This window comes from Enterobacter sp. MGH 37 (assembly GCF_000534515.1).
In the GTDB taxonomy this organism is placed as follows: Bacteria; Pseudomonadota; Gammaproteobacteria; order Enterobacterales; family Enterobacteriaceae; genus Enterobacter; species Enterobacter kobei.
In genome coordinates this window covers 1,159,517-1,180,241 of record NZ_KI973206.1, presented here as the reverse complement: position 1 = coordinate 1,180,241, position 20,725 = coordinate 1,159,517, and the positions used below count along the sequence as shown (strand labels likewise).

The window sequence follows — 20,725 nt, the reverse complement described above, 5'->3', positions numbered from 1 at the left end:
ACGTCACCTTTATTTTTTAATCGGCAGGAAAACCGAAAACTCGGTATGTCCCGGCCAACTGGTAAATTCAATTTTTCCGGAGTGCTGATCGATCAAGCTGCGGGCGATAGATAAGCCCAGGCCGGTCCCGCCTTCGCGACCGCTGACCATCGGATAAAACAGAGTGTCCTGAAGATGGGAGGGAATACCGGGCCCGTTATCCTCGACGTCGATGCGCGCCGCCAGCCGATAGCGCACGCCGTGTAAGGTGAGCTGGAAGGCGGTACGGGTACGTAAAATAATCTCGCCCCCTTCCGGTCCCAGCGCCTGCAGGGCATTACGCACGATATTCAACAGGACCTGCTCAATTTGATCCGGGTCATGCGCCAGTTCCGGCAGGCTGGGGTCGTAATCACGCACCAGCGTGACGTTCTCCGGCAGTTCCATCGAGACGAGTTTCACGACGCGTTCAGCCACCTTATGAATGCTTTCCGTAACATGCATTCCCGGCTGTTGCGGCCCCAGAAGACGGTCAACCAGATTACGCAGACGGTCCGCCTGCTCAATGATGACGTTGGTGTACTCCGCCAGCGCAGGATCGGGTAACGCCTTGGTCAGAAGCTGCGCCGCACCGCGTAACCCACCCAGCGGGTTTTTGATTTCATGCGCCAGACCACGCACCAGGTCACGGGCGGCAATTTGCTGCGCATGCTGGAGCTGCTCCTGGCTCAGGCGACGCTGATTATCCATCGGCGCCATTTCAAGCAGGATCATCCCTTCAGGAAGTCGTTGCGCAGTCAGCGACAGAATATGCGAGCGCCCGTCGATCACCAGCGTCACTTCGTTATCGGTAAACCCCTGGCCGGCCTGCAAACTTTCCTGCATCAGGCCAATATTCAGCGAAAAATAGCTCAGGAGTTCCGGAAGCGGGGTACCAAACAGTTTCCGCGCGCTTTGGGCCAGCAGCTGCTGCGCCGCCGGGTTGGCGTAATGAACGGCCAGCTCGTCGTCGACCAGCAAGATACTGTTAATTAAAGAATTGAGGATCTGCCCAGCATCGGGCAGCGTGCCAGTTGCCATTCAGCAGTCTCCTGGAGTCGTTGCACTGTTTTAGTGCAGTATAGCTTTTCGGCGTAAAAAGCGCGTGAGATCAGGTTGTTGGTGGAGAAAAAAGCCCATCCGGAGATGGGCTAAAAGTTTCCACGGCAACTACTCCCGGCGCTTGTCACGCCGGGTAAAACAACTTAATTAAACGCTGTAGTACAGTTCGAACTCAACCGGGTGCGGCGTCATGCGCACGCGGTCGTTCTCTTCGGTACGCAGGGCGATGTAAGCATCGATAGCGTCGTCAGTGAACACGCCGCCCGCCGTCAGGAACTCACGGTCTGCGTCCAGCGCCTGCAGGGCTTCTTCCAGAGAGCCAGCAACCTGTGGGATCTCTTTCGCTTCTTCTGGCGGCAGGTCGTACAGGTTTTTGTCCATCGCTTCGCCTGGGTGGATCTTGTTCTTGATACCGTCCAGACCGGCCATCAGCAGTGCTGCGAAGCACAGGTATGGGTTAGCCGCTGGGTCCGGGAAGCGAACTTCGATACGACGCGCTTTAGGAGACGCCACCACCGGGATACGGATAGAAGCAGAACGGTTACGCGCAGAGTAAGCCAGCATGACTGGTGCTTCGTAGCCCGGGACCAGACGCTTGTAGGAGTTCGTGGTTGGGTTCGCCAGGGCGTTGATCGCTTTAGCGTGTTTGATAACGCCGCCAATGTAGTACAGCGCCTGCTCAGACAGACCAGCATATTTGTCGCCAGAGAACAGGTTGGTGCCGTTCTTGGACAGAGACATGTGGCAGTGCATACCGGAACCGTTATCGCCAAACATCGGTTTTGGCATGAAGGTCGCGGTTTTACCGAAACGGTGCGCAACGTTATGCACAACGTATTTGTAGATCTGAATTTCGTCCGCTTTTTTGGTCATGGTGTTGAAGCGGGTAGCCACTTCGTTCTGACCCGCAGTCGCGACTTCGTGGTGGTGAGCTTCAACCACCAGGCCCATTTCTTCCATCACCAGACACATGGTGGAACGGATGTCCTGTGCAGAGTCGACCGGTGGAACCGGGAAGTAACCGCCTTTCACGCCTGGACGGTGACCTTTGTTACCACCTTCGTATTTGGTGGAGGAGTTCCATGCACCTTCGATGTCGTCGATTGCTACGTGGGAGCCAGAAATAGAGGCACCGAAACGGATGTCATCGAACAGGAAGAACTCTGGCTCTGGCCCGAACAGCACGGTGTCCGCGATGCCGGTAGAACGCAGGTACTCTTCAGCGCGTTTAGCGATAGAACGTGGGTCGCGGTCGTAGCCCTGCAGCGTGCCTGGCTCGAGGATGTCGCAACGGATGATCAGGGTTGGTTCTTCGAAGAACGGATCAATGACCGCGGTGGTCGCATCTGGCATCAGAACCATGTCGGATTCGTTAATGCCTTTCCAGCCACCAATGGAGGAGCCGTCAAACATTTTGCCTTCTTCAAAGAATTCGGCGTTCACCTGATGAGCAGGGATTGTGACGTGCTGTTCTTTACCTTTGGTATCGGTGAAGCGCAGATCAACAAACTTCACTTCATGTTCGTTCAGCATCGTCAAAACGTGTTCAGCGGACATACTTAACTCTCCAGATTGGTCATTGTCGTCGTGGTAACGAGGTCTTCAATTTCTGTTTGTACTGGCCGTGTGCCATGTATTTTTATAAAGCGAAATCTGTGCCAACTTTTAAAACACCCCAAAAAGGCGTTATCATGCGCACCATAGTGCAAAAGGGCTGCACCACAATGGATTTGTTGCACCAGTATAGTGCTTCAATGTGAACATTGAGCACCATATTGGTGCAATTTACGTTAAAGCGCCCTTTTACCGCTCCGTGAAAGCGATCACAAAGCATCTCTGCAATACTTGTTTGCGGGGGATGTTTGTGATCCTGTTTTGTAGTGCGATTAATCCGTGTACAATAGCGCGCTATTTCTAAATGCCTGAGGCAAAGTTGTGATCGAAAATTTGCGTAACATCGCCATCATCGCGCACGTAGACCATGGTAAAACTACCCTGGTTGACAAGCTGCTGCAGCAATCCGGTACGTTTGATGCGCGTGCCGAAACCCAAGAACGCGTGATGGACTCCAACGATTTGGAGAAAGAGCGTGGGATTACCATCCTCGCGAAAAACACCGCGATTAAATGGAATGACTACCGTATCAACATCGTTGATACCCCAGGGCACGCCGACTTCGGTGGTGAAGTTGAACGTGTAATGTCCATGGTAGACTCCGTTCTGCTGGTCGTTGACGCAATGGATGGCCCAATGCCACAGACGCGCTTCGTGACCAAAAAAGCTTTTGCCCATGGTCTGAAGCCAATCGTTGTTATCAACAAAGTTGACCGTCCTGGCGCGCGTCCTGACTGGGTTGTTGACCAGGTCTTCGACCTGTTCGTTAACCTCGATGCGACCGACGAGCAGCTGGACTTCCCTATCGTTTACGCGTCTGCGCTGAACGGTATCGCTGGTCTGGACCATGAAGACATGGCTGAAGACATGACCCCGCTGTATCAGGCGATTGTTGACCGTGTTCCTGCGCCAAACGTTGACCTGGACGGCACCCTGCAGATGCAGATCTCCCAGCTCGACTACAACAACTATGTTGGCGTCATCGGCATTGGTCGTATCAAGCGCGGTAAAGTGAAGCCTAACCAGCAGGTCACTATCATCGATAGCGAAGGCAAAACCCGTAACGGTAAAGTCGGTAAAGTCCTGACTCACCTGGGTCTTGAGCGTATCGAGAGCGACATCGCGGAAGCGGGCGACATCATCGCGATCACCGGTCTGGGCGAGCTGAACATCTCCGACACCATCTGCGATCCGCAGAACGTCGAAGCGCTGCCTGCTCTGTCCGTTGATGAACCAACCGTATCCATGTTCTTCAACGTCAACACCTCTCCGTTCTGTGGTAAAGAAGGTAAATTCGTTACCTCTCGTCAGATCCTTGACCGCCTGAACAAAGAGCTGGTGCACAACGTTGCGCTGCGCGTTGAAGAAACTGAAGACGCTGATGCATTCCGCGTTTCTGGTCGTGGTGAGCTGCACCTGTCTGTTCTGATTGAAAACATGCGTCGTGAAGGTTTCGAGATGGCGGTTTCCCGTCCGAAAGTTATCTTCCGCGAAATCGACGGCCGTAAACAAGAGCCGTTTGAGAACGTAACGCTGGACGTTGAAGAGCAGCACCAGGGTTCTGTCATGCAGGCACTGGGCGAGCGTAAAGGCGACCTGAAAAACATGAATCCAGATGGCAAAGGCCGCGTACGTCTCGACTACGTGATCCCAAGTCGTGGCCTGATCGGCTTCCGTTCTGAGTTCATGACCATGACCTCCGGTACCGGTCTGCTGTACTCCACCTTCAGCCACTACGACGACGTGCGTCCGGGCGAAGTGGGCCAGCGTAACAACGGCGTGCTGATCTCCAACGGTCAGGGTAAAGCGGTTGCGTTCGCGCTGTTCGGTCTGCAGGATCGCGGTAAGCTGTTCCTGGGTCACGGTGCAGAAGTTTACGAAGGCCAGATCATCGGTATTCACAGTCGTTCTAACGACCTGACCGTAAACTGCCTGACCGGTAAGAAACTGACCAACATGCGTGCGTCCGGTACTGACGAAGCAACGGTTCTGGTTCCACCGATCAAGATGACTCTGGAGCAGGCTCTGGAATTCATCGATGATGACGAACTGGTCGAAGTGACTCCACAGTCAATTCGTATCCGTAAACGTCACCTGACCGAGAACGATCGTAAACGTGCTATGCGCGGTGCGAAAGAAGACTAATACGGTCAATCCGTAGTAAAAAAGCCGCTGAGAAATCAGCGGCTTTTTTGTTAGAACGAATACCGTAACCCCAGGCGAATTCGGTACTGCTCGCGGTTGTAATCATTCCATCTGTCCAGCCACTGAAGTTCGAGGTACGGCAGCCAGTTTCTGTCGAACTTATAGCTGAATTTATTGGCGATTTCCCAGTGATGGTCTTTGCCATTTTTGCTGTGATAATCATTCACCCGCTGGAAAAAGTGCGGTTCAAACGTGTAGAAAAACGCATCCGTTACTTTGAAATTCCAGTAGTTGGCAAACTCGTGTGTGTCGTTCTTATCCATCTGACCGTTATAGTCCGGCGTATCGTAATTGTTATGGTTATAGCGATAGCGGAAGGTCAGGTTAAACCAGTCGATGAATTTATAGTTGGTGTCCAGATAGACGGCACCACCCGAACCGGCGCTGCTGTCATTAATCAATCCGCCGGGCTGGAAGGTGAGTTTGTCGGTGGGTTTAAAGAGCGGATACCATCCCTCTATTTCGTTATAGCTGTGCTTCAGCTCATCCCATTTCCCCACGTTATAGGCATTGGTGAACATCAGCCCCGCGCCCATATCAAAGTTATATCCCGCACGCAGGATCACCTCGTGCAGTTCAGAGGCCGTATTGTAAGCTTCGCGGGTTTCGACATAGGCCCCGGCAAATACCGGGCAGGACACAGACGACACGATCAGTACAGTGATGATTCTTTTCATAATTTGTCCATGTATCAGGTACAGAAAGGCCTCCCTCCTGATTAACAGGAAGGACATATTGGCCGGATTTATTGTTATAAAGTGACTGCTGACGCTTTATTGTTGGTGGTTATCTCAGGGGTATTCGCTGATTGTTTTTTCCGTTTTCCAATCTCCTCGATAATAAAGGCGAAGCGCGCTTCGTTGAGTTTATAAAACAGTCCCATGGTCACAGCGGCGACGATTGCCAGACCGCATGGCCAGAGGAAAATAAGCTGACGCAATCCCAGCAGCGTGCCCGCGCTTTGAACGGCATGGGGAACGTAGCCAATCTGGGTCAGCATGATGCCGGGCAGGAAGCCAGCGAGGGCGGCGGATATTTTGCGCGAGAAGGTATAACCGGTGTAAACCGACCCTTCGGCGCGGATGCCGGTTTTCCATTCGCCATAGTCGACGGTATCCGGCACCAGCGCCCAGTTCAGGCTGTTCACAAACGCCGTGCCGAAGAAGGCCATGCAGGAAAACAGCACAAACAGCAGGGAGCTGGTCCCCCAGAAGAAGTTCAGCACGTCACCCACTGCCCACAGTGCCAGCCCACCCAGATACACCGGCTTCTTGCCAAAGCGCTTCACCGCGCCGGGCACCAGAAACACGCCAATCAGAATGCAGCCCATGCTGAAAAAACCCATCCACGACAGCAGATGAAGATCGTTCAGCACGTACTGGGTGTAATAGACCTGAATCGCCAGCTTGATGTTAAACGCGGCGAGGGTACACAGGTTGGCGATGCACAGCACCAGCAGTGGCGGATTGCGGAAAATCGCGCAGAACGATTTCAGAATGCCGGGCTTATGGTGATCGGGCGTGAGCTCCACGTAGCGTTCTTTCACACCGCTGTAGCACCACCACATGCAGAACAGGCCACCCGTCACAAACACCAGCGCGGCCACCAGATAACCGAGTGAGGGCTGGTGGACGAACAGTGCCTGAATGGGCATAAAGCCCACGGTGCAGAGCAACAGCCCCACCGTCGCGCCGCCCTGACGCCAGGCGGCCAGCTGCGCACGCTCGTTCGGGTTTTTGGTTATGGCCGGAACCATCGCGCCGTAGGAGCAATTCATCAGGCTGTAGCACAGGCCAAACAGCATAAAGAGCACCGTGGCGAGCGCCGTTTTCACCGTCAGGCTAAAGTCGTTGGCCATAAACTGCGCCGTCGCGACCAGCGCCACCGGGACGGAGGCGTAGAGAATGAACGGCCGGAATTTTCCCTTCTTACCGATATTCCGCCGGGAGTCCAGCAGCACGCCGGTCAGCATGTCGGTAAACGCGGTGAAGAATTTCGCCACCAGGAAAATAATGCCGCCATAGAACGCGGGCATGCCCAGTTCATCGGTGTAAAACTTCAGCAAATACAGCGTGCCAATACACAGCATCAGGTTCGAGCCAAAATCGCCCATCCCGTAGGCGCACTTCTCACGCAGGCTCAATTTCAGGGTTAACGGATCAGTATTATCTCTCATGGTCGATCCTCAGAGCGCCCCGCAGGGCGCTCTATCACGTCATTTATGCCGTACGCTTGCGCAGCTCGATCTCTTCGACGATGCGCACATACATCTTCTCGTTGAGGTTGTAGAAGCAGCCCATCGCCACGATGGTGATGACCGCCAGCAGGCTTGGATAGATAAATATCAGCTGCCGCAGCCCTTCAACCGTACCGGCGGATTGCACTACGTTGGGCACATAGCCGATCTGCGTGAGCATGATCCCCGGGAAGAAGCCCGCCAGCGCCTGAGATACCTTGCGGAAGAAGGTAAAGCCGGTATAGACCGTTCCCTCGGAGCGCACGCCGGTGCGCCACTCGCCGTACTCCACGGTGTCGGAGACCAGCGCCCAGTTCAGGCTGTTCACAAACGCGGAACCGAAGAACGCGAGGCAGGAGAACGCCACAAAGCTCACCGAGCCGCCGCCGAAGAAGTAGTTGAGCAGATCGCCCGCCACCCAAATCATCAGCCCGCTGATGTAGACCTTTTTCTTACCGAAGCGCCGCACCGCGCCGGGCATCATAAAGACGCCGATAAAAATACAGCCCATGCTGAAGAAGCCCATATACGACAGCAGAATCGGGTCGTTCAGCACGTACTGCGTGTAGTAGACCTGGATGGCGAGCTTGACGTTAAAGGCACCCAGCGTGCACAGGTTTGCAATGCACAGGATAAACAGCGGACGGTTCCCGGCGATGGCGCGAAAAGACTGTAACAGCCCCGGCTTTTGCGCCGGATTGGCAGGCTGCATCTCGACGTAACGCTCGGTCACGCCCTTATAGCACCACCACATAAAGAACAGCCCGAACAGCGAGAAGAGGGTGGCGGCAAAGATATAGCCCAGCTGATCGTTGCCTTCAATCAGGTTCATCACCGGGACAAAGCCCACGGTACAGAGCAGCAGGCCGAGCGTGGCACCGCCCTGACGCCATGCGGCCAGCGAGGCGCGCTCGTCCGGGTTTTTGGTAATGGCGGGCACCATCGCGCCGTAAGAACAGTTCATCATGCTGAAGAACAGGCCGTACAGCATAAACAGCACGGTTGCCATCACCGTTTTACCGGTCACCTCAAACGGCGTGCCCACGAAGTTGGCAATCGCCAGCAGCGTCACCGGGAAGGCGGCGTATAGCACGAACGGGCGGAATTTCCCTTTCGGGCCAATCTTGCGCCGGGAGTCGAGCATGATCCCGGTGCCCATATCGGTGAAGGCGGTAAAGAACTTCGCAATCAGGAAGATGATCCCGCCGTAGGTGCCCGGCAGCCCCAGCACGTCGGTGTAAAACTTCAGCAGATACAGCGTGCCGATATCCAGCAGGATGTTAGAGCCGAGATCGCCCATCCCGTAGGCGAGTTTCTCTTTAAACGGCAGGCGCAGGGTTGCCGGATCAGAAGTATGTTGACTCATTATTGTTCTCCGTCTGCCCGCAGGTTTCCCTGCGGGCGAGCCTTATCAGATATGACGTAAGGTGCTAAACAGATCTGCCCATTCACTGTGCTGGCGATAGAAGACCGGTGGCTTGCCGAGTGGGGCATCAACGGTCACGTCACCGCCCTGGCAGCATTCCCCGGTCCACGCATTCACCCAGTTGTCCTGCGGCAGATAGAGCGTCCAGTCCGTGCGCCCCTCTTCGTGAACGGGCGCCACCAGCAGATCGCGGCCAAACAGATACTGGTATTTCAGCGTGTAGGCGCGTGCGTCGTGCTCGTAGTGCAGGAACAGCGGGCGCATCACCGGCAGGCCGCTTTTCGCGTTCTGCGCGACGGCGGCTTTGATATACGGCTTCAGGGTGGTGAAAACGGTGGTCATGCGCGCGAAGTGCGCGATGGTTTCCGCATCGCCGTCGAACTGCCAGTTATCGCCAGGACGGTTACCTTCGTGGGTGCGCATCATCGGCGTGAAGGCGTTAAAATCGCACCAGCGCAGCAGCAACTCTTTACTGCGCTTCATCTCGAACAGGGTGGTATAGCCGCCGATGTCGCTGTGGTGCAGGCCGTGCCCGGTCATCGCCAGAGATAGCGCCGCAGGCACCACGGACGCCAGACCGTCGTCCAGGCTCCAGTCGACGTTCTGATCTCCCGCCCACATCATCACCGAGTGCTTCTGGCTGCCGGTGTAGCCTGCGCGCATAAAGAACAGGATCTCGCCAAGTTTGCCGGTCTCCTCCAGCGCCTCGTAGTTACATTTGGCCCACAGGGCTGGCCACGCGTTGTGCATGATCTCTGCGCTAACGCCGTTGTGCAGGAACGTGTCAGTCGGAAGATATTCCCCGAAATCGGCCATCCAGCCGCCGCAGCCCAGTTCGATCAGGTTCTTTTTGATGACCTCTTTGTACCAGTCGTAGGCTTCAGGATTGGTCAGGTCGATGACGCCCGCATAGAACTCGCCAAACTCGACGTGGTAGTCCTTGCCGTCGGAATTTTTAGTCAGATAGCCGCGTTTCGCTGCTTCTTCGCAGAGATCTTTATCGCTGGCGACGTACGGGTTGATGTAGGAGAGGAACTGCACGCCTTCCTGTTTCCATTGTGGAATACGCTCGTCAAGCTGTGGGTACAGCTCGCTGTTCCACTTCCAGTTCCACATCACGCGTTTGCCGAAAGAGGTCATGCGAATGCCGGACCAGTCCTGAGCCCAGATGCCGTTCACCTTCACGCCCCCTTTGCGCATGACGTCGAGCTTCTGCTGACAGACCTCGGTGCCGCCCTGAATACCCAGCGTCACGCCGTCGTAAACCCAGTCCGGCAGTTCAGGCTGACGCCCCAGCAGTCCGGTGAGTTTTTCCAGCAGGCCGACGTAGGTTTCCGCACAGTCGAAGCGCAACGTGGCGGTATCTTCCCAGAACGCCAGTTCGTGGAAGTCCGGCGCGCTGAAGTCAAAATTCATGTAGCAGCTGTTGTCCACGTGGCAGTAGTACTTCTGGGTGCTCACGAAGGTAGGCTGTGGGAAGAAGGTCCAGTAGTAATCGCCGCCTGCGTTCTCTTTGCAGTCGGCCTGCCAGGTCACGTAGGTTTGCTTGTTACGGCCCACGCCTTGTTCGCTGGTCCACAGCGGGAACGGCTTGCCGCGCAGATCGAAATAAGAGAACTGCTCGCCGCAGCCGTAAATGTGATCTTCTGGCTGAGCTGCCAGCCGCAGCCAGATGCGGTTATGGCGGGTGGCATCGTTTTTAAGCTTCATCTCCAGGCGGCCTTCGCCATCCACGCCCACCAGCAGCGTCGCGCTGACCGCATCGCCACGGGTAAAGCGGATCGCCCAGCCCGCGCTTTGCTGCGTGACGGTTGCGTCCGTCAGCGCGATCTTTTCGTTCAGTTTGTCCTTGATGCTGAAATTGCCGCGAAACATCTCAATATCGGCGACGCCTGCACCGATCCACAGGCAGGGCGCATCCGCGGTATGGGACAAAATCAGGCGGTTTTCCCAGTGCAGGGTGAAACCCCTTTCGTTATTTTTCAGGTCAATATTGTGTAGGGTACGCATAAAAACTCCGTCTTTTATTATTTGGCCAGGCAGTCCAGCAAACCGGCGGCCGTTGCCGGGGCTAAGCCCGGTGCCAGCGGCAAACGTGGGATCACCAGGCAGTGCAGCAGATGGTAAATATCCTGCTTGCCGTCCCAGACTTTGGTTGTCACTTCGTTATGGGTATCCAGCTCCTGCCACCAGGAACCGTTCTCGTAATCCATCAGGTACTTAATGCAGTAATCCCACCACTTCTGATACCAGGCTTCGTACTGTGCTTCGCCGGTTACGGTGTAGAGCGCGTAAGCCGTGCCCATCGCCTCGACGATAGGCCAGCGCACGCGTTCACGGACAATAGGCTTGCCATCCCAGCCTACGGAGTAGACGAAACCATCGGCCCCGTCCGGTGCCCAGGCGTCGCGGATGGTGGCATGGAACAGTCCTTTCGCATCTTCGAGCAGCCACTCCGGCGGGGTTTCAAAACGGGCTTCCAGCGCGGCGCGCAGGTGCAGCATCAGGCGGCCCCACTCGATCCAGTGGCCCGGCGTGCCGCCGTAGGCGCGGAAACGGTGGGCAGGATTGTCGATGTTGTAATCGCGGATCGGGTTCCAGTTCGTGTCGAAATGCTCGTTGACGCGGTACTCACCTTTGCGCGCTACGTCGTGAATAATCACCGAGGCGATGCGCAGGGCACGGTCGAGCCACTTGCGGTCGTGCGTGACGTCATAGACGATCAGGAACGCTTCAACGGCATGCATGTTGGCGTTGCCGCCGCGATAATCCTCGGTTTTGCTAAAGGCCTCGTCCCAGGATTCGAGGCACATTTGTTCTTCCTCGCTCCAGAAATAGCGCTCGATCACCTCAATCGCATCGTCCAGCAGTTTGCGCGCCTGCGGATGGCCGGTGGTCACGGCGCTCGCCGCGCCCAGCAGCACGAAGAAATGCTGATAGCCCTGCTTGGAGGCGTCGATCACCCCTTCATCGTTCACACAGGCGTACCAGCCGCCGTGCTGTTTGTCGCGCAGCGGGCCGTTGAGGGCATTAATGCCGTGCTCAACCAGGGCATACGCCCCGGGACGCCCCATATTGGCGGCCACCGCATACACGTGCAGCATGCGGGCGGTGATCCACAGATGCGTACCCATATCGCTACGCACCTGGCCGTTATTGCCCAGCCAGCCAAAGCCGGTCGGCACGGCGGCGTTTTTACCGAAATCGAAAATACGGTCGGTCTCTTGTTCGAGCCAGCGGTTATGGCTCAGGGTGTTAAACCATTTCATGTTCGGGTCCTTTCTTAGCGGCGAGCTATCATTTCGTCGACGATCTCACCCAAACGCTGCAGTTTTGGCACAGAGACGTCGCGTAGCATCATTTCAGTATCCGGCAGCCCCACCACGGAGGACCACACGGCGCGACCGGCTAAAAAGCCTGAAGCCCCCGCCTGCATGGCAACCTGCACCGCGCGCGGGAAGAGCTTGTCATCCACGCCGGAAGAGAGGATCACCCACGGCATATTGATTTCCGCGTTCAGCTTTTGCGAGGCGGCCAGCAGTTCCTGCTGCGTACCTTTACCGAACAGCGGCATCTCCACTTTGTAGAGGTCGGCACCGCTATCGCCCAGCTCTCTGGCGGCGTCGATAATCGCCTGCTCGCGGTTGAACGCGGCACCGCGACGCGGCGGACGCACCACCGGTTCGATAATGCTAAGCAGTCCGTTGCTATGGCACAGCGTATTGAACGCCTTCACCATCTCCAGACGTTGCTGCGGATCTTCATCGCTGCGCCACAGCACCAGCAGCTTCAGCGCCTTGCCGCCATCGCGTTTTACTGCCTGCGCGTCGATGTTTTTGTCGATCACCACGCTATCGACCGGAATACCGTTGCCCGGTATAAACTCGTCCGCTGCCACAATCATCGCGCAGCTTTTGGCGACGGCCTGCTGCTCGACGATCTGGCGATAGCAGAACTGCTGGTCAACCAGAATAGCGGAGGCATACGGCGACAGGATTTTGGCCGCGTTAACCTTAAAATCCGTGAGGTGCTGGTCGGTTACCGGCACCGGCGCGCCTGCCGCAGCAAACATCAGGCGCATCGCTTCGCGCTGGTCCACGGCCAGCATGGCAAAACCGCCGGAAGGTCGGGTGATATCTTTCAGGGTGTACATCGTCATTCCTCAGTCCTTTTCGTATCAGTGTGATTTTTTCAGCCCGGCAGATGCGCGAACCTGTTCAAGAATGGCCGTCCAGTCTTCGCGCCCGCGCCCGGCGGCGCGAGCCTGGTTGTAAACTTCACGGGAAGCCGCGCCGAGCGGCATGGGAACGTGGAGCTGGTTGGCCACGTCCAGGGCGATCCCCAGATCTTTATGCGCAAGGTCGATCATGAAGGCGGGTGAAAGATCCCCTTTCAGCACCTTGTTCGGCCATGAGGTCGTGAAGTGACCTTTGCCTGCCGGCGTGCCGCTCATGACCTTGAGCGCCACGTCGAAGGAGAGGCCGAGCGCTTCGCACAGTACGGCCGCCTCTGCTGAAAGCGCGTTCAGGGCGATGCTCATGTAGTTATTGATAAGCTTCACGCGGATGCCCATGCCCGGCCCGCCAGCGTTGATCAGCTCATTGCCCATCGCCATTAATACCGGCGTGGCGCGCTCAACCTGCTGCGCCGTGCCGCCTGCCAGCAGAAGTAACGTACCGGCGATGGCATGGTCAGACGTCCGTCCGACGGGGACGTCCATCAGGCTGAAGCCGCGCTCCGCCATGTCACGGATCAGCGCGTCAGTTTGCAGTGGATGAATGGTGGACATATCGATCACCAGCGCGTCGCGGGATAACCCTTCGCAAACGCCGTGCTCACCAAACAGTACGCTGCGCACCAGGTCGCCGTTGGGCAGCATGGTAATGACGAATTCGGCATCCGCAGCGGCCTGCGCTGGCGTCGCCACTGCCTGTGCGCCGCTCTCCACCAGCGTCTGAACGGCCTGCGGGTTCACATCAAAGACCTGAAGCCGGTGACCTTGTTTCAGCAGATTCTTCGCCATTGGCGCGCCCATCTGCCCTAAACCGATAAATGCGATTGCTGACATGCCTTTCTCCTGTCACATCGTGTCAATTTTTGCGCGTTTGTGTTGTCTGTTTTTGATCGTATTTGTAATTTATAGTCAAAAAATTGACAGGGGTCACTTTTTAAACATTTGATGAAATTAAAATGGCAGCATCAGAAATCGCACAAGGAATCACCATGACTCGCATCGTTTGTGTCGGCATTACCGTGCTGGATCGCATCTGGTATCTCGATGATTTACCAAGGGAAGGTGGGAAATATGTCGCAAAAGATTATACGGAAGTGGGCGGTGGCCCGGCGGCAACTGCGGCGGTGGCGGCAGCGAAACTGGGGGCTGAGGTGGACTTTATTGGCCGCGTGGGTGACGACGAGACCGGAAGACGCCTGCTCGCGGAGCTGGAATCCCTGGGGGTGAATACCCGCTACACGCGCGTGTTTAAAGGGGCCCGATCGTCACAATCCGCAGTGCTGGTGGACGCCAGCGGGGAGCGCGTGATTGCGAACTACCCCAGCCCCGATCTTCCCGCTGAGGCTGACTGGCTGCAAGACGTCGACTTCTCACAATGGGATATCGTATTAGCAGACGTGCGCTGGCATGACGGGGCAAAACAGGCGTTTATCCGTGCTCGCCAGCAGGGCGTAACCACCTTACTTGATGCGGATGTCACTCCGCAGGACATCGCGGAACTGATCGCCCTAAGCGATCATGCCGCCTTCTCCGCGCCGGGACTGCGGCGTTTAACGCAGCTGGATGAAGCTGAAGACGCGCTGAAAAAAGCACAAACGCTCACAAATGGACATGTGTACGTTACGCAGGGGCGAGACGGTTGCTTCTGGCTGGAAAGCGGCAGGTTATGTCATCAGCCTGGCTTTGAGGTCGAGGTGGTTGATACCACGGGGGCGGGCGACGTTTTCCACGGTGCGCTGGCGGTCAGTCTGGCGCAGCAAGCGTCCGCCGCTGACGCCGTGCGTTTTGCCAGCGCCGTCGCCGCCCTGAAATGCACCAGGCCCGGCGGGCGTGCGGGTATACCCGACTGTGATCAAACCCGCTCTTTTTTGTCACTTTTTGTATAAAATGCGGGGCGTGATGGTTTTCAGAGGACAGCCCATGAGTCTTACCGAACTGACCGGCAACCCGCGTCACGATCAGCTGCTGACGCTGATTGCCGATCGCGGCTATATGAATATTGATGAACTGGCGCAGCTGCTGGATGTGTCCACACAAACGGTACGACGGGATATCCGTAAGCTCAGCGAGCAGGGACTCATAACGCGTCATCATGGCGGTGCGGGCAGGGCGTCCAGCGTGGTGAACACGGCGTTCGAGCAGCGTGAAGTTTCGCTCACCGAAGAGAAGCGGGCGATTGCCGAGGCGATTGCGGACTACATTCCCGATGGCTCGACCATCTTTATCACCATCGGGACGACGGTGGAGCATGTTGCCCGGGCGCTGCTCAATCACAACCATTTGCGCATTATCACCAACAGCCTGCGGGTGGCGCACATTCTCTATAAAAACCCGCGCTTTGAAGTGATGGTCCCCGGCGGCACGCTGCGCCCGCATAACGGCGGCATTATCGGCCCGGCGGCGACGGCGTTTGTGTCCGGCTTTCGGGCGGACTATCTCGTGACCAGCGTAGGGGCGATTGAGCACGACGGTGCGATGATGGAGTTTGACGTCAATGAAGCCAGCGTGGTGAAAACCATGATGGTTCACTCGCGCCATATTTTACTGGCAGCCGATCATACGAAATACAGCGCTTCCGCCGCCGTAGAAATTGGCAACGTGGCGCAGGCCACGGCGCTATTCACGGATGAGCTTCCCGGCTCGGCGCTGCAAAATCTCCTCAAATCCAGCAAAGTGGAAGTCGTTGAAGTCAGTTCAGGAGAAGAACAGCAGGCTGGCTGACCTTTTTATGGCCCGATATCTCTCTTCGGGCCATTCCTTTCTTTAAGCTGAATCTCGCACATAGCCAAACCTTCTCTTTCCCGCTACAGTTATTTTTCCACGGCGAGCAGGAGATAAACATGCTTTATATCTTTGATTTAGGAAATGTAATCGTCGATATCGATTTTAATCGCGTGCTGGGCGCATGGAGCGACTTTAGCCGTGTTCCGCTGGCGACGTTAAAGCAGAATTTCGCGATGGGCGAAACCTTTCATCAGCATGAGCGCGGTGAAATGAGTGACGAAGAATTCGCAGAGCGTTTCTGCCAGGATATGGGGCTGTCGTTAAGCTATGAGCAGTTTTCGCACGGCTGGCAGGCGGTATTTGTCGCCATCCGCCCGGAAGTGATCGACATCATGCACAAACTGCGTGAGCAGGGGCACCGTGTGGTTGTCCTGTCGAATACTAACCGCCTGCACACCACGTTCTGGCCTGAAGAATACCCTGAAGTTAAGGCAGCGGCAGATAAAATCTATCTCTCGCAGGAGATGGGTATGCGCAAGCCCGAAGCGCGGATATATCAGGCCGTTTTGCAGGCAGAAGGTTTCACTGCCGCCGATGCCGTCTTTTTCGACGACAATGCCGATAATATAGAGGGAGCTAACCAGTTAGGTATCACGTCAATTCTGGTGACCGGAAAAGAGACGATACCCAACTACTTTGCGAAGCAGTTATGTTAAAAACCGTTCATCAAAAAGCCACGCATCATACGCGCCCGCTGAGAGCCTGGCTAAAACTGCTCTGGCACCGCATTGATGAGGACAACATGACCACGCTGGCGGGAAACCTCGCGTACGTGTCGTTGCTCTCATTAGTGCCGCTGGTGGCGGTGATCTTTGCGCTATTTTCCGCCTTTCCGATGTTTGCGGACGTCAGCCTGCAGCTTCGCCATTTCGTGTTTGCGAATTTCATTCCTGCCACCGGGGATGTTATCCAGAACTACATCGAGCAGTTCGTTGCCAACTCCAACAAGATGACGGCGGTGGGGGCGTGCGGGCTGATTGTCACTGCGCTGCTGCTGATGTATGCCATTGATAGCGCACTGAACACCATCTGGCGGAGTAAAAAAGCGCGGCCAAAAGTCTACTCTTTTGCCGTGTACTGGATGATCCTCACGCTCGGCCCGCTGCTGGCCGGGGCGAGCCTTGCCATCAGCTCTTACCTTCTGTCATTGCGCTGGGCGAGTGATTTAAACGGCGTTATTGATAATGTGCTTCGCATCTTTCCGCTGATCCTGTCATGGCTTTCGTTCTGGCTGCTCTATAGCGTCGTACCGACCACGCGCGTACCAAACCGCGATGCGGTAGTGGGGGCGCTGGTGGCGGCCGTGCTTTTTGAGCTGGGTAAAAAAGGGTTTGCCCTTTACATCACCATGTTTCCGTCGTATCAGCTGATTTACGGCGTGCTGGCGGTGATCCCCATTTTGTTTGTCTGGGTCTACTGGACCTGGTGTATCGTCTTGCTTGGTGCCGAAATAACTGTCACTCTCGGCGTATACCGCGAACTTAAAAAAGCAGCAGCAGCTGAAAAACAACAAGAAGCAGACCAACCATGATTGCATTGATACAGCGCGTAACCCGTGCCAGCGTCACCGTGGAGGGAGAGGTGACGGGTGAAATTGGCCCAGGACTTTTGGTGTTGTTAGGTGTCGAAAAGGATGATGACGAACAAAAAGCTAACCGCTTATGCGAGCGGGTGCTGGGTTACCGCATTTTCAGCGATGCGGAAGGCAAGATGAACCTGAACGTCCAGCAGGCGGGCGGCAGCGTGCTGGTGGTGTCCCAGTTTACGCTGGCAGCGGATACCGAGCGCGGCATGCGCCCGAGTTTCTCGAAAGGCGCCGCGCCGGATCGTGCAGAAGCACTTTACGAATACTTTGTTGAGCGTTGTCGCCAGCAGGAAATGCATACGCAAACCGGACGATTCGCTGCAGATATGCAGGTTTCGCTGGTGAACGATGGCCCCGTCACATTCTGGCTCCAGGTATGAGCCAACTGGCGGCGTGGCCGCGGGTAACAAGAGAGAGTACAGCTATGTATCACCTTCGAGTACCGCAAACGGAAGAAGAGTTAGAAGCCTATTACCAGTTCCGCTGGGAAATGCTGCGCAAGCCATTACATCAACCGAAAGGCTCTGAGCGCGACGCCTGGGACGCAATGGCCCATCACCAGATGGTGATGGACGAGGAGGGCAATCTCGTCGCCGTCGGGCGTCTGTATATCAATGCCGATAACGAAGCATCTATTCGCTTTATGGCGGTTCACCCTTCCGTACAGGACAAAGGGCTGGGGACGCTAATGGCAATGACCCTGGAGTCCGTCGCCCGGCAGGAAGGCGTTAAGCGCGTCACCTGTAGCGCCCGCGAAGATGCCGTGGAGTTTTTTGCCAAACTCGGTTTTGTGAATCAGGGGGAAATCACCGCCCCGCAAACCACGCCGATTCGTCATTTTTTGATGATCAAACCCATTGCCACTCTGGACGACATTCTGCATCGCGCAGACTGGTGCGGTCAGTTACAGCAAGCCTGGTATGAACATATCCCTCTGAGTGAAAAGATGGGCGTGCGCATCCAGCAGTACACCGGGCAAAAATTCATTACCACTATGCCGGAAATCGGCAACCAGAACCCTCACCACACCCTGTTTGCTGGCAGCCTGTTTTCTCTGGCAACGCTCACCGGCTGGGGGCTGATCTGGCTGATGTTGCGCGAGCGCCATCTTGGCGGCACCATCATTCTGGCCGATGCCCATATTCGTTACAGCGCGCCGATCAGCGGCAAACCGAGCGCGGTGGCTGACCTTGGCGCACTGGGCGGCGACCTTGATCGTCTGGCGCGTGGCCGCAAAGCGCGTGTACAGATGCAGGTTGAGCTGTTTGGTGATGAAACCCCGGGCGCGGTGTTTGAAGGAACTTACATCGTTCTCCCTGCGAAGCCGTATGGCGCGTATGAAGAGGGGGGGAATGAAGAGGAGTAGCGCAGTTAAAAGAGAGTTATCTTTTTAGAAGATAACTCTCATGTTGTATTAAAAATAAATCTATTGATGGCGTAATTGCCATCCAGATCGGCGTTCGAACCTTCATAGACGAGCGTATAGTTAATCCTTGTTGTCGTAATAAAAGATGTGTTGCCAATTGCATTTTTAATTCTCTACTTTTCAAATAAAACCCAAATTGTAATTAAGGAAAGCTAAATGGTGTTTAGCTATTGCATCAATTATTATTGCAACATTTATGTACTAATGACTCGTTATGAATTTGTAATAAAATGAATAAATACTACAGCTTTGAACGAAACAAATCCGGGCTCGTAATTATATTATTATTGAGTTTTTTGCTTTTGGGTTGTTTTCTTGCCTATATCATTTGGGTGAGCATGATTTCAATGAGAACTGTTCTAATGAACTCTGTTCCAGAATGGTTAACGTATATAACGATAGGCTCTATTTTTGGTCTCATATTCTCCGGGAGAGCTACCTATTATAGACCTATTGGTAAAACATCAAATTATGTCATTGAACGTTTTTGGGTGGGGTTTAGTTGTGGCTTTATTCTTTCATTAGGGATTTATGATGTTTTCGTGTTTATGTCGAAGGGAAACGTTATTACATACGAAGCGGCTTATGAAATAACATATCCTGGTCCAGGAAAGGGGCGGTTTGGTCATTGTGAAGCAGGGTTGTGGTTTAAGGACTATAACACAAAGCGTTGGATTCAATTGTGTACAAATAAAAAAGCACTTCAAGCATCGGGTGAACCAGGAGCAGATGCTGTAAGGGTTAGTGCTCATTCAAATGAAATAGGGTCTTATATAATTGATTACAACTTCATAAAATCCAAGAGTTAATTAAGAAACCACAACTCCATATATTCACTCTGAAATAATAAATCCACGTTAAATTAAAGGAGAGAAAAACATCTCTCAACGGGAAATGGTTGTCGAATGCAGTTTTATTGATTGTATGCTGGTTAAAATCCGCGTGATGAAGGATTGTATCATGATCACGCCACAGCATACACGCGAACTATGGGGTTGCCTGGATGGTATGAGCGTAGTGAATATAAATAAACAAAAAGTGACTAACTGGCTGAAGACGTTTCCCGGAGTGCTGAATGATTTGGGGGATGTGCCGGTGATCAGACGGGATAAGTGACAGTTAAAAGAGAGAGCCCGGCGCGGTGGCCGTGATTTTTTATTACTTTTTTTCTTGGCGGTAATAAATCCACCAACAACCACATCCAAAAATGAATCCACCAAAGGATGTACCTTTAATTAGTTTCATAAAACCAGGTAGATAAACATCAATAGGAATGTCTTGAGTAATTAAAAGGTAAATTCTTGCAGAAAAATAGGTTAGTAAAGCAACAATATTAGCTGTCACAACAAATGCGAACGTGAGGAAAAACCATAGTAAAAACCACTTCTTCGATGTCATTTTATTCTTTCCTTAATCCTTATTATAATGAGGTATTACAGCCTGTTGTATTATTTTCTCGAGTCGCTTCGCATTTATTAAACGTTTCCCATAATGCAGTGCTGTATCTTTATCCATAGCGGTATAATGGCCGCAGGAAAAGTCAGTGATACAGGCTGTGAATAATATGTAATGAACGTGAAACGGTAAGAGCGCGGTATAAAGGTGCGCCAACACCTTTATACCGCTGACCACAAACAACTAAGCAGGAGTTGATTATGGCTGCGAAGAATTCTATGCCAGAGCGGGCTGTTGCCCAAACAGAAGTTGCAGTATCTGAGAATAATGTAGAAATTCGCGAGCAGGTGCACAAAAAGAACCCGCGTGCGCTTCACGGGGAACGCACCGGGTCTGAACGTGTTTACGCCAGAGGGGGATCAGGCTCTGCCTGCTGCGAACTTTATACCCGAATGGATCGCAATTATTTGCCGCTGGCGGGCGAGCGGCTGTCCCGCGTCGGATTTCGTAGCGGGATGGCGGTAAAGATCCGTGTTATGCCGGACTGTATTGTGATTGCGCCGCAAAATACCCGCGAGTTATGGGGGTGCCTGAAAGGGTTAAGTATCACGCATATCAATAAATTGAAGGTGAAAAAGTGGCTGAGAGAATTTCCGGGGACGCTGAACGACACTGGCGATCTGCCGGTGATTAAACGCGATCGTTATGATTGTCTGATCCGCAGCGAGTGATTGTTAAAA

Annotated in this window: 19 protein-coding genes and 1 pseudogene; 10 read left to right on the top strand and 10 right to left on the bottom strand. The window is 54.4% G+C overall.

The features are described from left to right. Nucleotides 1-9: 9 nt before the first annotated feature. Complete coding sequence (gene glnL / locus L383_RS05685) at nucleotides 10-1,059, bottom strand: nitrogen regulation protein NR(II) (protein WP_014885760.1); 1,050 nt, start codon at nucleotides 1,057-1,059, stop codon at nucleotides 10-12. A 168-nt stretch (nucleotides 1,060-1,227) separates the two neighbouring features. Further along, the gene (glnA, locus tag L383_RS05690) at nucleotides 1,228-2,637 is read right to left on the bottom strand and encodes a glutamate--ammonia ligase (protein WP_008501856.1); all 1,410 of its coding nucleotides are present in this window, start codon (nucleotides 2,635-2,637) and stop codon (nucleotides 1,228-1,230) included. 378 nt (nucleotides 2,638-3,015) lie between these two features. On the opposite strand from glnA, the gene typA reads away from it, so the two are divergent. Beyond that, entirely contained in the window at nucleotides 3,016-4,839 is a 1,824-nt protein-coding gene (typA, locus tag L383_RS05695) for a ribosome-dependent GTPase TypA (protein WP_023331638.1), read from the top strand. 50 nt (nucleotides 4,840-4,889) lie between these two features. On the opposite strand, the gene ompL is transcribed toward typA, so the two are convergent. From ompL to yihU, 7 genes are all read right to left on the bottom strand, one after another. Beyond that, nucleotides 4,890-5,576 (bottom strand): porin OmpL, encoded by a 687-nt coding sequence (gene ompL / locus L383_RS05700; RefSeq protein ID WP_032629618.1) that lies wholly within the window; start codon nucleotides 5,574-5,576, stop codon nucleotides 4,890-4,892. Nucleotides 5,577-5,650: 74 nt separating this feature from the next. Next, complete coding sequence (locus L383_RS05705) at nucleotides 5,651-7,075, bottom strand: MFS transporter (protein WP_023331636.1); 1,425 nt, start codon at nucleotides 7,073-7,075, stop codon at nucleotides 5,651-5,653. A 43-nt stretch (nucleotides 7,076-7,118) separates the two neighbouring features. Further along, nucleotides 7,119-8,501 (bottom strand): MFS transporter, encoded by a 1,383-nt coding sequence (locus L383_RS05710; protein ID WP_014885756.1) that lies wholly within the window; start codon nucleotides 8,499-8,501, stop codon nucleotides 7,119-7,121. A 45-nt stretch (nucleotides 8,502-8,546) separates the two neighbouring features. Then, nucleotides 8,547-10,571: an alpha-glucosidase gene (locus tag L383_RS05715; protein ID WP_023331635.1), complete on the bottom strand. Its 2,025-nt coding sequence runs from the start codon at nucleotides 10,569-10,571 to the stop codon at nucleotides 8,547-8,549. Between the two features lie 17 nt (nucleotides 10,572-10,588). Further along, complete coding sequence (gene yihS / locus L383_RS05720; RefSeq protein ID WP_023331634.1) at nucleotides 10,589-11,830, bottom strand: sulfoquinovose isomerase; 1,242 nt, start codon at nucleotides 11,828-11,830, stop codon at nucleotides 10,589-10,591. A gap of 14 nt (nucleotides 11,831-11,844) precedes the next feature. Next, nucleotides 11,845-12,720 (bottom strand): sulfofructosephosphate aldolase, encoded by an 876-nt coding sequence (gene yihT, locus L383_RS05725; protein ID WP_023331633.1) that lies wholly within the window; start codon nucleotides 12,718-12,720, stop codon nucleotides 11,845-11,847. Nucleotides 12,721-12,738: 18 nt separating this feature from the next. Beyond that, the gene (yihU, locus tag L383_RS05730) at nucleotides 12,739-13,629 is read right to left on the bottom strand and encodes a sulfolactaldehyde 3-reductase (protein ID WP_023331632.1); all 891 of its coding nucleotides are present in this window, start codon (nucleotides 13,627-13,629) and stop codon (nucleotides 12,739-12,741) included. 155 nt (nucleotides 13,630-13,784) lie between these two features. On the opposite strand from yihU, the gene L383_RS05735 reads away from it, so the two are divergent. The 8 genes and pseudogenes from L383_RS05735 to L383_RS26430 all read left to right on the top strand — a co-directional run. Continuing rightward, the gene (locus L383_RS05735; RefSeq protein WP_023331631.1) at nucleotides 13,785-14,681 is read left to right on the top strand and encodes a sugar kinase; all 897 of its coding nucleotides are present in this window, start codon (nucleotides 13,785-13,787) and stop codon (nucleotides 14,679-14,681) included. Nucleotides 14,682-14,715: 34 nt separating this feature from the next. After that, nucleotides 14,716-15,516 (top strand): DeoR/GlpR family DNA-binding transcription regulator, encoded by an 801-nt coding sequence (locus L383_RS05740; protein ID WP_023331630.1) that lies wholly within the window; start codon nucleotides 14,716-14,718, stop codon nucleotides 15,514-15,516. Nucleotides 15,517-15,635: 119 nt separating this feature from the next. Further along, the gene (yihX, locus tag L383_RS05745) at nucleotides 15,636-16,235 is read left to right on the top strand and encodes a glucose-1-phosphatase (RefSeq protein ID WP_023331629.1); all 600 of its coding nucleotides are present in this window, start codon (nucleotides 15,636-15,638) and stop codon (nucleotides 16,233-16,235) included. Beyond that, nucleotides 16,229-17,110: a virulence factor BrkB family protein gene (locus L383_RS05750; RefSeq protein ID WP_014885748.1), complete on the top strand. Its 882-nt coding sequence runs from the start codon at nucleotides 16,229-16,231 to the stop codon at nucleotides 17,108-17,110. The genes yihX and L383_RS05750 overlap by 7 nt, the downstream gene beginning before the upstream one ends. Continuing rightward, entirely contained in the window at nucleotides 17,107-17,544 is a 438-nt protein-coding gene (gene dtd / locus L383_RS05755; protein WP_014885747.1) for a D-aminoacyl-tRNA deacylase, read from the top strand. Before L383_RS05750 ends, dtd begins: the two co-directional genes overlap by 4 nt. A gap of 44 nt (nucleotides 17,545-17,588) precedes the next feature. Beyond that, nucleotides 17,589-18,530, top strand: coding sequence for a fatty acid biosynthesis protein FabY (gene fabY, locus L383_RS05760; protein ID WP_023331628.1), 942 nt, complete (start codon nucleotides 17,589-17,591; stop codon nucleotides 18,528-18,530). Nucleotides 18,531-18,820: 290 nt separating this feature from the next. Continuing rightward, a complete protein-coding gene (locus L383_RS25295) occupies nucleotides 18,821-19,399 on the top strand; it encodes a hypothetical protein (protein WP_023331627.1) in 579 nt (192 codons plus the stop codon). A 74-nt stretch (nucleotides 19,400-19,473) separates the two neighbouring features. After that, nucleotides 19,474-19,706, top strand: a pseudogene (locus L383_RS26430) (hypothetical protein); the annotation flags it as partial. Nucleotides 19,707-19,748: 42 nt separating this feature from the next. Here the strand turns inward: L383_RS26430 and L383_RS05770 are convergent. Next, the gene (locus tag L383_RS05770) at nucleotides 19,749-19,988 is read right to left on the bottom strand and encodes a hypothetical protein (protein ID WP_023331625.1); all 240 of its coding nucleotides are present in this window, start codon (nucleotides 19,986-19,988) and stop codon (nucleotides 19,749-19,751) included. A gap of 257 nt (nucleotides 19,989-20,245) precedes the next feature. Here L383_RS05770 and L383_RS25720 point away from each other — a divergent pair, with 257 nt between their 5' ends. Beyond that, entirely contained in the window at nucleotides 20,246-20,716 is a 471-nt protein-coding gene (locus L383_RS25720; RefSeq protein WP_023331624.1) for a SymE family type I addiction module toxin, read from the top strand. The last annotated feature ends 9 nt before the right edge of the window (nucleotides 20,717-20,725 follow it).